The following is a 12032-nucleotide window of genomic DNA, read 5'->3' as shown; positions in this document are numbered from 1 at the left end:
ATTGGGAAGAACAGCAAATGTCATCATCACTCATCATTGCCTGGATCTATGCGTCACCTTTGAGCACAGCCATCCGGGACATTCTCTGGGTCATACCCACCGTCCAGAGCATTCATATCCTCGCTATCACAGTGCTCTTCGGCTCTGCGGTCATCTCCGATCTTCGGCTGGCGGGTGTGTTCGCCACGGACGAGCCCTTGCGTGGCGTCGTTCGCCGTTACTACCCGTGGATGCGCAATGCGCTCCTCGTCCTGCTCTTCACGGGGTTGATCATGATCATCGCCGAGCCTGATCGCGTACTCGTCAACTCGACCTTCTGGCTGAAGATGGCCCTGGTTGTGAGTGCGTTCACCCTGACCTTGCTTTTACGGCGCCCCCTTCTGCGCCCTGCCGACGATGCACAACCTGATGGCAAGCCCCCTCTCGTCAAGGCGTTGGCCTGGCTGTCGATCGGCTTGTGGTGCGTCGTGATCATCTGTGGTCGCTGGATCGCCTACGCGATCTAAGCGTTTTCAACGAAAGCTCTGAGGTATTCGCCATGGACATTCAACCAACACTACAAGCCCTCCAGGACACCTCTGTCGCCACCTTCATCCGAGAGTCGGGCTCCGCCTTTCCAACCCTTGAGTCGGTGCATGTGATCGGCATCGCCCTGGTGTTCGGGACCATCGCCGTCGTGGATTTGCGGCTGCTCGGCGTTGCCTCCCATCGCCGCAGCGCGCTACGGCTGATAAAAGATTTGCTGCCGTTCACCTGGGTCGCTTTCGTGGCTTGCGTGATTACCGGCCTGCTCATGTTCGTCGCCAACGCCACGACCTATGCCGAGAACACCGCATTCTTGTGCAAGATGGGCGTGTTACTGCTGGCGGGGCTCAACATGGGGATCTTCCATTTGGGCGTCTTTCGCCGCATTGCCGAATGGGACACAACGCTAACGCCTCCCAGCCAGGCGCGTGTCGCGGGGTTCAGTTCGTTGGCATTGTGGGCAGGCGTGGTGTTCCTCGGCCGCTGGATCGCGTTTCTCTGATGGCTCGCCTATCGCCGCGTCGCGCATCCAGTGCAGATATGCCCAGCGATCACACAAAGGTGGTGCGTCCGGTATCCGGCCGATGGGAATCGCTGGCACTGTTGCTTGCGGCCCTGGCAGTGATCGCCAGCGTGGCAGGCTATATAACGCTGCGCCCCGAGAAAGTCGGCCCACCGATAACCTTGAGCTGGCAGGTGCGTTCCTTCGATGGCCTGGGTGCGGTCGATCAGGCGATTCATAGTGCTCTGCTGCCAGCCGGTGAAGAAATCATCTGGTTCAACAACGATACCGGCGGCTGGATCACGCTGGAGCGTGCCCAGATAATTTTTCTACCGCCCTTCTACCGCGACGCCTTCTGGAAGACCAATGGCGAGGTGCACTGGCAATTGATTCTGCCTGGCACCCACCAGCCCCATGCCGCTTCCGGCGACGAACACGTCGACGCGCCTGTCACCCCGCCGGACCAGACAGCCAATAAGGTGTCGCAAGCCTCGCAGGGTCAGGGCGCTACGGTCTACTACGGCTCCGGCGGCCGCGCGCCGGGCCAGAGCGCCTACCTGCTCGTCATCGGTCACGCACATGCCGGTGTCATGTGGGCCAACCAAGCGACGATCTGGGTCCACCGCGACCCGAACGCGCCCTACCCTGGCATCGTCAAGCCCGAGTCGCTGGTCGGCGATGGCTGGCGCCAGGTCATCCCTTACAACGGTGCCAGCGAAGTCGAACACGTAAAAGGAACTCAGCCATGACCGTTTCTACGAAACACCGCGCACTGTGGCGCCGATGCATCGCGCTATTGCTGCTGATACCCGCCATCGCACTCGCAGGCACCACACCCTCTTCGGGCAAGAAGCTCAAAATCGGCGTCACACTGCATCCCTACTACAGCTTCGTGGCAAACATCGTCGGTGATCGGGCGGAAGTCGTTGCGCTCATCCCGGCGGAGGCGAATCCGCACAACTACCAGCCGCAGCCCGATGACATCACCCGCGCGATGAATATCGATGTTCTGGTCGTCAACGGCATCGGACACGATGAATGGACCTTTCAGATCATCAAGGCCGCCGGCCGCGGGGCGACCCTGCCGATCATCCAGGCCAATGCCTCGGTTGCGCTCATTCCAATCGGCGGCGGCCAGGACGGAGCCAAGGTGGTCAATCCGCATACCTTCGTATCGACCACGGCAGCGATACAACAGGTTTTCGAGATCACTCGCCGGTTGGGGGAACTGGACCCGGACAACGCTGCGGTGTATCGACAAAACGCCCTGGCGTATGCCGCGCGTATCCGGGCGCTACGGGCCGGCTTCATGACCCGCTTCGCCGCGCTGGATTTGTCTAAGTTCCGGTGCGCGACAACGCACGCGGGCTACGACTACATGATGCAGGAGTTCGGCCTGTTCGTGAGCGCCGTGATCGAGCCGCGTCACGGCGTCGCGCCGACTGCGCGCCAGTTGGCCAACACCATCGACGCTATCAAGAAGGCCAATGTGCGTGTGCTTTTTGCCGAGAAGAATTTCTCCCTCGACCTGGCCAAGCCTATCGAAGCAGCCACCGGCGTGAAGGTGTTCGCGCTGTCTCACATCACCGGCAATACCTACAGCCCGGACGAATTCGAGGTAGCAATGCGCGAAAACCTAGAGACCTTGGCCGAAGCCGTTGAGTTTACGCAGCGATGAACGCGATGAAGGAGGAACCAGCGATGCGCGGCCCCGCCATTGTGTTCGATAACGTCTCCCTGCAACTGGGAGGTACGCAAGTGCTCGACAAAGTGAGCTTCCGGGTAGAAGCCGGTGCGCTGCACTGCCTGGTAGGCCCGAACGGCGGCGGCAAGACCTCACTGGTGCGCGCGCTGCTGGGCCAGATGCCGCATTCGGGGACAGTCCGGTTCGAGGGCGAGGTCACGACACCCATGGGGTATGTCCCGCAATTGCCGGACTTCGACCGCAACGTGCCGATGACGGTCAACGACATCATGGCCCTTCTCGGTCAACGCAGGCCGGCCTTCCTCGGCTCAAGCCGATCCGTCAAGGCGGCAAATGCCGAGGCCCTGGAACGTACCGGCGTGGCCGGAATGGGCGCAAAACCCTTTGGCAGCCTGTCCGGTGGCCAGCGTCAGCGAGTGCTGCTGGCGCAGGCAATCAGCCCGGCGCCCTGGCTGCTGATCCTCGACGAACCGACCGCCGGCATCGACGAACCGGGTGTGCGACTGGTCGAGGCGCTAGTGGCCGAACTGAACGGCCGCGGCGTCACCATCCTCTGGATCAACCATGACCTGGAACAGGTCAGGCGCATCGCGCAATCGGTGACCGTTATCAACCGGCGGGTGCTGTTCCATGGTTTGCCCGACCAGGTCGACTACCCGCTGGAGGCTACCCAATGAGCGCCCTGTACGAATTGATTCGCAACCAGCTCCAGGCGCTCGCCGCGAGTGGCATCCTGCCGCAACCGTTCGAGTACGAGTTCGTGATCAATGCGCTGCTCTGCGCAGTGCTCATCGGACCGCTGCTGGGCGTGCTGGGCTCGATGGTGATGATCAAGCGCATGGCGTTCTTCAGTCAGGCCGTCGGCAATGCAGCGATGACCGGCGTTGCCATTGGCGTGCTGATCGGCGAGTCCTACACCTCCCCCTACTTCTCAATGTTCGGCTTCTGCCTGCTGTTCGCCCTGACGCTGAAGTACACGCAGCACCGCACCACGCTGGCCAATGACACGCTGATCGGCGTGTTCTTGTCCATCTCGCTGGCGGTCGGGGCCTCGTTGCTGCTGTTCGTGTCGGCGAAGATCAACACGCACGTAATGGAAAGCGTGCTGTTCGGTTCCATCCTGGCGGTCGACTACACCGACATGAACGTGCTGCTGGTGGTAACGGCGACGTGTGCTCTGCTCGGACTGCCGATGTACAACGGCATGCTGTTGGCCAGCCTCAATCCGAGCCTGGCGCATGCTCGCGGCGTGCGAGTGCGAAGCGTCGAGTACCTGTTTGTCGTACTGGTCACCCTGGTGACGGTAGCCTGCCTGAAAATCATCGGCGCAGTGCTCGTCGAAGCCCTTCTGCTCATACCGGCCGCGGCAGCACGCAACATCAGCCATTCGCTCCCGGGGCTGGTCGTGCGCGCCATCCTGATCGCGACCTTTTCCTGCGTGGTCGGCATCCTGGCACCCATGCAATTCCATATCCCCGTACCGACAGGCGGCGCCATCGTGATCGTCGCCGCTTTGGTGTTCGTCGTCACCACCGTCATCCGCGCTACCGGGTCCCGGTTCAGAGGTGCCCGCGTATGAAATGGCTTTGGATGCTGGTACTGCTGCTGGGCAATCCGCTTTCTGCCTTCGCGGATACCGGCGGGCAGCAGGTGCTGGTCGCACTGCCGGCGGTGTATGCGCTCACCTCGACGCTCAGCGACGGCACGACCCTCAAGGTCGTCCGCCTTCCGGCAGACGCTGCCGTGCCCATGGAGAGCCAGGCCAACGCGCTATCGCGCCTGGTGCCCGCCGTGTTCCAGCAGGCCACCGCCGTGGTGACCCTGGGCAACCTCTGGCGCGCGGATCCGCTTTACACCACGGCACGTCGCCACAATCTGCGAATCGTCGAGATCGATGCCTCGCACTCATGGGACACCGTCAAGCCCGGTGTGGCCGTGGCCCGCGTGCCATCGAACGACGTTCCCTGGGCAACCGAACGCGACGTCGATGGCGGACTGTCGCCGTACGCCTGGCTCGGCCCCGTCAACGCCATGCGCATGTCGGCGATTATCGCTACCGACCTGGCACGCCTGTCCCCTTCCGATGCGCCTCGGATAGAGCACAACCTCGCCGCACTCGACGGCCGATTGCGCCAGCTCAAGGCCAACTACGGTGCCCGGCTGCTGGCAGTGCCGGATCTGCGCGTGCTGTCGCTGGCCGATGAGTTCACCTACCTGTTCGGCGAGTTCGGGATTTTTGTCGACGGCTGGTTCGTCCGACAGGACATCGACTGGAGCGACGCCGACTGCACCGCACTGACCCGATACCTGCGCGAGCGTGACATCCACGTGGTGGTCCACAAGTGGGCACCGGACGCCAGGATCGCCAAGGCCATCGAGGACGGCGGCGCACGGTTGTTGATACTGGATGCCGGCAACCCGGGAATGCTCGCCGACGCGGCCAACGGGTACGAAGCACTCCTGAGTTCGAACCTGGATGCCTTGCTGACGGCCTTCGCGTCACCTGGCCCTAATACGAGCGGCGATCACAAATCGCCGCTCCAATGATCAACCTCGACCGTGGAGTTCGAAGACCTTATGAAACCCCTACTGATCGCAGGCGCCCTGTTGTTCTGCCAGGCAGCCTTCGCCCATGGCCCCGTCTTCGACTGCTACATCGAGAGCGATGACCTGGTGAAGTGCGAGGCGGGTTACACCGACGGCAGTTCGGCCGCCGGCAGAAAAATCCATGTCCAGGACACCAGCAACAAGGTGTTGCTCGAAGGAAGCGTCGACAAAGACAACAGCTACACCTTCCAGCCCCCCGCCGGAAATTACTCCGTTGTGTTCATGGGCGGAGACAACCATCAAGCCACGATTCAGTCATCCGACATTTCAAGGTGAAATCGACCATGCCGATCAAACGACGACTGCTCCAGGCACTTGCCGCCGTGACATTAGGCTGCCTGACAGGCGCAGCACAGGCCCATTTCCAGATGCTCTACGTCGAGGAAACGGCGCTGCCGCGTGCAGATAAACTGGAGTTCGCGCTGGTGTTCACGCATCCCTTCTCCGGCGGCCCCACCATGACCATGGATGAACCTCGCGCCTTCAGCCACATCAGCTCGCACGGCGGGGAAAAAATCGATCTGCGCAAATACTTGCGGCCTGTCCAGTGGCAGAGTCGCGATAACCAAACGACTGCCTATCGTGCGTCGATTCCACGGGAGGTGGTGCGCTCACTGGGTGACCATATCTTCGTACTCGAACCCGAGCCCTACCTGGAAACCGAGGAAGATGCCTACATCCAACAGTTCACCAAGCTGATCGTGAATGTGGGCGGAGTACCCGGCAACTGGGCAGAACCACAAGGGTTACCGGTTGAGATCCAGCCACTCAGCAAGCCTTATGCAAACTGGACGGGCGGAGTGTTCCGCGCCGTGGTGCTGGCCGATGGCAAGCCCGTTCCGTTCGCCGAGATCGAGATCGAATACATCAACCATTCCGTCGATATCGATAAAAACGCCTTCGGCCAGCAAGACTATGTAACGGCACCTCAAGCTTCATTCAAAGCCCTTAGCACGTACTCGGACGCTCAGGGCATCGTGACCATCGGCCTGCCCCGGGCCGGCTGGTGGGGCATTGCAGCGCTCGACATCGGCACAACGAAAACCCATAAGGGCAAACCTCTGTCGCAAGATGCGGTGCTGTGGGTGCAGGCCAGAGACATGAAATGACACAAGCCCCCCAGGGGGCCCAGGTGCTGGAACCGAGTAATGACCTCAAAAACCCATCGTGATTGAGTTTTATATCCGAACGCTGGCAAAAGTAGATTCGTTGCGAGCCTGGCCGAGCGCTGACATCGGGCCGGACAACGGTGACAGTATCAGGGCTTGCGGCAGCGGGATCATTGCCACTTGTTGTGTGGTGTTGGAACCCACACGCTCATCGCGTGGCGGAATGCCGTAGTACTCGCGGTAGCACTTGGAGAAGTGCGGTGTGGATACGAAGCCACACACCGACGCCACTTCGATGATCGACATGGGTGTTTGCTTGAGCAGTTGCCGGGCGCGGATCAGGCGCAGTTTCAGGTAATAGCGCGACGGTGAGCAGTGCAGGTATTTCTGAAACAGCCGCTCCAGCTGACGCCGCGACACGGCGACAAAAACGGCCAGTTCGTCGAGGTCGATCGGCTCTTCGAGGTTGGCGTCCATCAGCGCCACGATTTCCTGCAACTTCGGCTGGTTGGTGCCCAGCATGTGCTTGAGCGGCACGCGCTGGTGGTCCTGCTCATTACGGATGCGTTCGTAGACGAACATCTCCGAAATCGCCGCCGACAGCTCACGGCCGTGATCACGGCTGATCAAGTGCAGCATCATGTCCAGTGGTGCGGTGCCACCGGAGCTGGTGTACCGGTTACGGTCCAGGGTGAACAGTCGCGTGCTGATGACCACCCGCGGGAAGGCTTCCTGCATGGACGCCAGAAATTCCCAGTGCACACTGCAATCGAAACCGTCGAGCAGGCCGGCGCACGCCAGGGCCCAGCTACCGGTGCAGACCGCACCGAGACGGCGGGACTGGCGCGCCTGACTTTGTAACCACGACACGTGCGCGCGGGTGACGGTGCGTTGAATACCGACACCGCCGCAGACAAAGATGGTGTCCATGGCAGGCGCGTTGTGCATCGAGGCATCAGGAGTGATCTTTAAGCCGTCGCTGGCCAGAACCTGGTTTCCGTCGGCAGTGAGGGTCGTCCAGCGATACAGCTCGCGACCAGACAACTGGTTAGCCATACGCAAAGGTTCCACCGCGGAAGCCAGAGAAATCAGCGTGAAATTGTCCAGCAGCAAAAAGCCGATGGATTGAGGCGCACGGTTCTGGGGCTTCGACCCGGAGTTGAAAGTCGTCATTGCAGTATCTCCTCACATCAAGCGGGTGTTGGCCTCAGGCGCAGGCTCTTCTTATTGCCCGTCTGAATACCCGGGCTATGTGTAGTGACAGTGCAAAAGTCACGCCGCCGCTCAATAGACTTTCAATAAATTCAAAAACGACACGACGATGCCTCTATCTGGGGGGTCGCAAGGTCGAAGGTCAAAAGCTAAATGGGTTGATCTGGTGCATCCACTTATAAGCAGCGAGCAATTTTGTAGCAGTGATGGGAAGGATGCCTGGAAACGACAACTTACTTGTCACCGACACACACAGGTCGGTTCTTGAACATCCCGAACGCAGCTCACAACAACCTTGTGTCACAACGAAAAAACCCGGAAACATTTCTGTTTCCGGGTTATCCGTTGATCGTCTCGAGTGATCATTGATCACCCGGATTGTTCAGGACTTGAGAAATTTGATACTGGCGAATGTTGACTCATCACGTGCCTGATCCAGCAAGCTCATCGGACTTGCCAATGACGATGCCTGGGCAATCGGTCTTGCGGTCACTTGCCGTTGCGTTTGCGTCACCAAGCGCTCATCGCTGGGTGGAATACCGAAACACTCGCGATAGCATTTTGAGAAATGTGGCGTGGACACAAAGCCGCACACCACCGACAACTCAACAATCGAAATCGGCGTTTGCTTGAGCAACTGACGCGCGCGGATCAGACGCAGTTTGAGGTAATAACGCGATGGTGAGGAATGCAGGTATTTCTGGAACAACCGCTCAAGCTGTCGACGGGACAAGTCGACATAATTTGCCAGTTCATCGAGGCTGAGTGGCTCTTCCAGATTGGCCTCCATCAGCGCGACGATTTCCTGCAACTTCGGTTGTTGAGTACCCAACATATGCTTAAGAGGCACTCGCTGGTGGTCCTGCTCGTTGCGGATTCGCTCATAGACAAACATGTCGGAGATGGCCGCTGACAGTTCATCACCGTGATCGCGACTGATCAGGTGCAGCATCATGTCCATTGGCGCGGTTCCGCCGGAGCTGGTGAAGCGGTCGCGGTCGAGGGTGAATAAACTGGAGCTGAGGTTCACTCGCGGAAAAGCTTCCTGCATGGCCGCCAGAAATTCCCAGTGCACGCTGCAATCGAAGCCATCGAGCAAGCCGGCCTGGGCCAAGGCCCAACTGCCTGTGCACACGCCCCCGATCCGCTTCGAGCGTCGTGCCTGGGTTCTCAACCAGGTAATGTGCTCACGGGTCACAGCACTTTGAATGCCAATGCCTCCGCAGACAATCACGGTATCAAGCATCGGCGCACTATTGATCGACGCATCCGGAGTGATCGGCATGCCGTCGCTGGCCCAGACTTGCTCGCCCCCCAAACTGAAAGTGTGCCAACGATACAACTCTTGACCGGTCAACTGATTGGCCATTCGTAGCGGCTCTACAGCAGATGCCAGAGAGATCAACGTGAATTGGTCCAGCAGCAAAAAGCCAATGGTTTGGAGAGGAACGGCCCTGGAGGTGTCGTATGCCATCGAAGATTACTCTCGCAGTGAGCGGTAATGGCTGCTATGCACTTTCCGCCGACACCACCCTCTGCGGCTGCCCATGATTGCGCGTCGTCACAAGGCCGATAAAGGAAATCACCAACGCCAGGACAATGGTCGAAGAAACCTCCATACGGTGCTCGGGCGTCACCATCATCACCGCCAACGCCGCGCTGATGAAGACGATGACAAACCAGGTGAGCCACGGAAACAACCACATCTTGAAGTTCAGCGTGACGTTCTTCCGACGCAGAATCTTGCGCATGCGCAATTGCGACACGGCGATAACCAGGTACACCAGCAACGCAATGGCGCCGGAGCTGGCGAGCAGAAACTGGAATAAACCGGCGGGCATGAAGTAGCTGAACAAGGTCACACCGGCACCCAGTACGGTGCTGGCGATCACTGCCGCCCGGGGCACGCCCGCCGACGACGTTACCTTCAGCGGTTTCGGTGCATCACCGCGCTTGCCCAGCGAAAACAACATGCGCGAGGAAATATAAATCGACGAGTTCATGCAGCTGGCCACGGCAATCAACACCACTATGTCCACCAGCAACTTGGCGTGCGGAATGTTCATCAGCTCCAGTGCCCGCTGATAAGAGCCCACGGACGCCAGCAACGGATCATTCCAGGGCACCACGGAAATGACCACGAAAATGGACAGCAAATAGAACACCCCGATGCGCCAGATCACCGAGCGCGTGGCTTTGGCGATGTTCTGCGCAGGGTTGCTGGATTCGGCGGCTGCAATGGTCACTGCTTCCGTACCGATGAAGCTGAACATGATGGTGATGAACGCGCCTACGACCGCTGACAAACCATTGGGCGCAAACCCGCCATGCTCTTCCATGAGTCGGCTTAACCCGCTGGCTTCCCGCTCGGGAATCCAGCCCATCAGCACCGCAAACCCAAGGCCGATAAACCCGATGATCGCCACGACCTTGGCCATCGCAAACCAGAATTCGAACTCGCCGTATTTGGACACACTGAACAGGTTGGTCACGACCAACAGAACGATCGACAGCAAGGCAAACAACCAGGTATCAATCTGTGGGAACCATTGGTTCAACACATGGCCAGCCGCGAGCGCCTCGATCGGAATCACCAGCACCCAGAACCACCAATAAAGCCAGCCGATGGTGAAGCCTGCCCAACGCCCGATCGCCTGATCGGCATAGGTGGAAAAAGATCCGGTGTCCGGGTTGGCAACCGCCATTTCACCCAACATACGCATCACCAGAACGACCAATAGGCCCGAGAACAGATAAGCCAGCAATACCGCCGGACCGGCCGCAGCAATGGCATGACCTGAGCCAACAAATAAACCTGCGCCAATAATCCCCGCGATAGAAAGCATTGTGACGTGCCGTGGCTTGAAACCCTGTGCCAACTGACCGTTCGAATCTTTGGAGTTCAGGCTATTCATTGTTTTTTTTGTTCTCTGGTGATCGACGTTAGAGCGTGATGACTGAGGGTCAGGGGATCATCACTTCTTCCTGTTGCCCCTTATCGAAAGCCGTCAACCTCAACGCTTTCGAGCATTCCCCATCCGTCTTCGCAACTGCGCACTGACATGAAATGACACGCCACCTTACGCGTCCGGTCTTCCACGCAAGTAGCCTGAGCGCGCCATGCGTGAGTCTGATCTCGACATGCGCCCGTGCGTAGGGTCTCTGATGGAAGACGGTTAGCCAGGTCGTCGACCAGCCTTTTGAGCGCTATAACGCCGCGCCGATAGGGTTCGCTGGGGTTGGCGCCCACACGGGGCGAAAGATCGCATCGCCCTATCCTGTGGAGCCATGTGATTGCAGCTAGCGTCCGAACGCCAGCTTCAGTTCACTCGGTTGCGCCCGCTGCGCTTGGCTTGATAGAGCGCATCATCGGCACGAGTCAGAAGGCTTTCCACATCGTCACCCGCTTTGGCGAGGGCGACACCAAAAGATGCAGTTACAGTGTCCAGCACCTCATCCGTGCCACGAACCTTGATCCGCAGTGCCTGAATTTTCAGGCGCATCTGCTCAGCAAACGTATGAGCACTGGTGAGATCAAAACACTCGTGCAGGACTACACAGAATTCTTCACCCCCATAGCGTGCCGCCAGGGCCTGAGGCGGGATTGAGCTCCGTAACATCTGACCAACATGCTCAAGTACGCGGTCACCCAAAGGATGGCCATACCGGTCATTGAACTGCTTGAAATGATCGACATCCAGCATGACCAATGCCACCCCCTGAGGAGCGTTGATCAAGGCATGCTCCAGCAAGCGAGTGAAGGTAGCCCGGTTCAGCACCTTGGTCAGACCATCCACAGAGGCAGCCAGTTGGGCTCGCTCGAGCTTGTCTCTCAGACGCTTGATTTCATTTTGCGCTGAGTGCAACTGGGACAGGAAAAGCTCTTGCTGATCCTGCATGACCTGGGTGCTCTGTTGCAGCTCGCTCAGAATGGCGGGCAACCTCTGGTCAACCGGCTCCGCGAGCATTTCCATGCAATGGCCAAGGCTGGCTTGAAAGCTGGAACTGCCATTCACGCTACGCGAGACATTACGCTCCATGTCGTCAACCAGATCGATCGCTTGTTGCTGCCCTGCGCGCGCCTCCTCCAATTCGTCACGAATGATGTAGTCGCGAAAAAGCTTCGTAGCGGATTCTGGAGGGAAACAGTCGAAGTCTTTGACCACCCTGTCCAGATGGCGATTAAGCTCTGGCTCCTGACCTTTGCTGTAGGTGTACCAGAGCGCATAGTGAACGGGATTGGGTGGAATGTTGTGACGCACCATCAGTGGTACGGCCTGCTTCAGCAAAGCCGCCGCCTCGCGGGAATCCTCTGGATACAGCGCTAGGGCAGTCGCACGCGTCTCTGATTGGCTCATAACGTCACTGTGGT

The 12032-nt window shown here is 59.1% G+C and carries 13 protein-coding genes; 9 read left to right on the top strand and 4 right to left on the bottom strand.

The features are described from left to right. Nucleotides 1–17 precede the first annotated feature (17 nt). The 9 genes from QF010_RS01205 to QF010_RS01165 are packed head-to-tail and all read left to right on the top strand — an operon-like array spanning nt 18 to nt 6448. On the top strand, nt 18–506 hold the full coding sequence (locus QF010_RS01205) for a DUF6644 family protein (protein ID WP_033061998.1): 489 nt from the start codon (nt 18–20) through the stop codon (nt 504–506). 32 nt (nt 507–538) lie between these two features. Next, a complete protein-coding gene (locus tag QF010_RS01200) occupies nt 539–1027 on the top strand; it encodes a DUF6644 family protein (RefSeq protein ID WP_033061997.1) in 489 nt (162 codons plus the stop codon). After that, nucleotides 1027–1776 carry a DUF6162 family protein gene (locus QF010_RS01195; protein ID WP_429532391.1) on the top strand — a complete coding sequence of 250 codons (750 nt, stop codon included), beginning with the start codon at nt 1027–1029 and terminating at the stop codon, nt 1774–1776. Before QF010_RS01200 ends, QF010_RS01195 begins: the two co-directional genes overlap by 1 nt. Continuing rightward, a complete protein-coding gene (locus QF010_RS01190; RefSeq protein WP_429532390.1) occupies nt 1773–2705 on the top strand; it encodes a metal ABC transporter solute-binding protein, Zn/Mn family in 933 nt (310 codons plus the stop codon). The genes QF010_RS01195 and QF010_RS01190 overlap by 4 nt, the downstream gene beginning before the upstream one ends. A gap of 23 nt (nt 2706–2728) precedes the next feature. Next, nucleotides 2729–3409, top strand: coding sequence for a metal ABC transporter ATP-binding protein (locus QF010_RS01185; RefSeq protein WP_429532389.1), 681 nt, complete (start codon nt 2729–2731; stop codon nt 3407–3409). Next, entirely contained in the window at nt 3406–4311 is a 906-nt protein-coding gene (locus tag QF010_RS01180) for a metal ABC transporter permease (protein ID WP_033061993.1), read from the top strand. Before QF010_RS01185 ends, QF010_RS01180 begins: the two co-directional genes overlap by 4 nt. Continuing rightward, a complete protein-coding gene (locus QF010_RS01175; protein ID WP_429532388.1) occupies nt 4308–5279 on the top strand; it encodes a metal ABC transporter solute-binding protein, Zn/Mn family in 972 nt (323 codons plus the stop codon). The genes QF010_RS01180 and QF010_RS01175 overlap by 4 nt, the downstream gene beginning before the upstream one ends. 30 nt (nt 5280–5309) lie before the next feature. After that, a complete protein-coding gene (locus tag QF010_RS01170) occupies nt 5310–5615 on the top strand; it encodes a hypothetical protein (protein ID WP_033061992.1) in 306 nt (101 codons plus the stop codon). An 8-nt stretch (nt 5616–5623) separates the two neighbouring features. Next, nucleotides 5624–6448 carry a DUF4198 domain-containing protein gene (locus QF010_RS01165; RefSeq protein ID WP_033061991.1) on the top strand — a complete coding sequence of 275 codons (825 nt, stop codon included), beginning with the start codon at nt 5624–5626 and terminating at the stop codon, nt 6446–6448. A gap of 69 nt (nt 6449–6517) precedes the next feature. Here QF010_RS01165 and gbdR (QF010_RS01160) read toward each other — a convergent pair whose 3' ends face one another. From gbdR (QF010_RS01160) to QF010_RS01145, 4 genes are all read right to left on the bottom strand, one after another. Continuing rightward, nucleotides 6518–7621: a choline metabolism transcriptional regulator GbdR gene (gbdR, locus tag QF010_RS01160; protein WP_033061990.1), complete on the bottom strand. Its 1104-nt coding sequence runs from the start codon at nt 7619–7621 to the stop codon at nt 6518–6520. Between the two features lie 421 nt (nt 7622–8042). Beyond that, nucleotides 8043–9134 (bottom strand): choline metabolism transcriptional regulator GbdR, encoded by a 1092-nt coding sequence (gene gbdR, locus QF010_RS01155; protein ID WP_429532387.1) that lies wholly within the window; start codon nt 9132–9134, stop codon nt 8043–8045. A 34-nt stretch (nt 9135–9168) separates the two neighbouring features. After that, nucleotides 9169–10575, bottom strand: a complete 1407-nt coding sequence (gene gabP / locus QF010_RS01150; protein WP_429532386.1) for a GABA permease — start codon at nt 10573–10575, stop codon at nt 9169–9171. A gap of 405 nt (nt 10576–10980) precedes the next feature. Continuing rightward, nucleotides 10981–12018 (bottom strand): GGDEF domain-containing protein, encoded by a 1038-nt coding sequence (locus tag QF010_RS01145; RefSeq protein ID WP_429532385.1) that lies wholly within the window; start codon nt 12016–12018, stop codon nt 10981–10983. Between the last annotated feature and the right edge of the window lie 14 nt (nt 12019–12032).

Source organism: Pseudomonas silensiensis (genome assembly GCF_050434865.1).
In the GTDB taxonomy this organism is placed as follows: domain Bacteria; phylum Pseudomonadota; class Gammaproteobacteria; order Pseudomonadales; family Pseudomonadaceae; genus Aquipseudomonas; species Aquipseudomonas fluorescens_W.
This window is presented reverse-complemented; position numbering and strand designations above follow the sequence as displayed.

Excerpts from the sequence above, each read along its gene's own strand:
- gabP (WP_429532386.1), bottom strand. The coding sequence starts at position 10,575 with ATGAATAGCCTGAACTCCAAAGATTCGAACGGTCAGTTGGCACAGGGT.
- QF010_RS01180 (WP_033061993.1), top strand. The coding sequence starts at position 3,406 with ATGAGCGCCCTGTACGAATTGATTCGCAACCAGCTCCAGGCGCTCGCC.
- QF010_RS01205 (WP_033061998.1), top strand. The coding sequence starts at position 18 with ATGTCATCATCACTCATCATTGCCTGGATCTATGCGTCACCTTTGAGC.
- QF010_RS01170 (WP_033061992.1), top strand. The coding sequence starts at position 5,310 with ATGAAACCCCTACTGATCGCAGGCGCCCTGTTGTTCTGCCAGGCAGCC.
- gbdR (WP_429532387.1), bottom strand. The coding sequence starts at position 9,134 with ATGGCATACGACACCTCCAGGGCCGTTCCTCTCCAAACCATTGGCTTT.
- QF010_RS01175 (WP_429532388.1), top strand. The coding sequence starts at position 4,308 with ATGAAATGGCTTTGGATGCTGGTACTGCTGCTGGGCAATCCGCTTTCT.
- gbdR (WP_033061990.1), bottom strand. The coding sequence starts at position 7,621 with ATGACGACTTTCAACTCCGGGTCGAAGCCCCAGAACCGTGCGCCTCAA.
- QF010_RS01195 (WP_429532391.1), top strand. The coding sequence starts at position 1,027 with ATGGCTCGCCTATCGCCGCGTCGCGCATCCAGTGCAGATATGCCCAGC.
- QF010_RS01145 (WP_429532385.1), bottom strand. The coding sequence starts at position 12,018 with ATGAGCCAATCAGAGACGCGTGCGACTGCCCTAGCGCTGTATCCAGAG.
- QF010_RS01200 (WP_033061997.1), top strand. The coding sequence starts at position 539 with ATGGACATTCAACCAACACTACAAGCCCTCCAGGACACCTCTGTCGCC.
- QF010_RS01190 (WP_429532390.1), top strand. The coding sequence starts at position 1,773 with ATGACCGTTTCTACGAAACACCGCGCACTGTGGCGCCGATGCATCGCG.
- QF010_RS01185 (WP_429532389.1), top strand. The coding sequence starts at position 2,729 with ATGCGCGGCCCCGCCATTGTGTTCGATAACGTCTCCCTGCAACTGGGA.
- QF010_RS01165 (WP_033061991.1), top strand. The coding sequence starts at position 5,624 with ATGCCGATCAAACGACGACTGCTCCAGGCACTTGCCGCCGTGACATTA.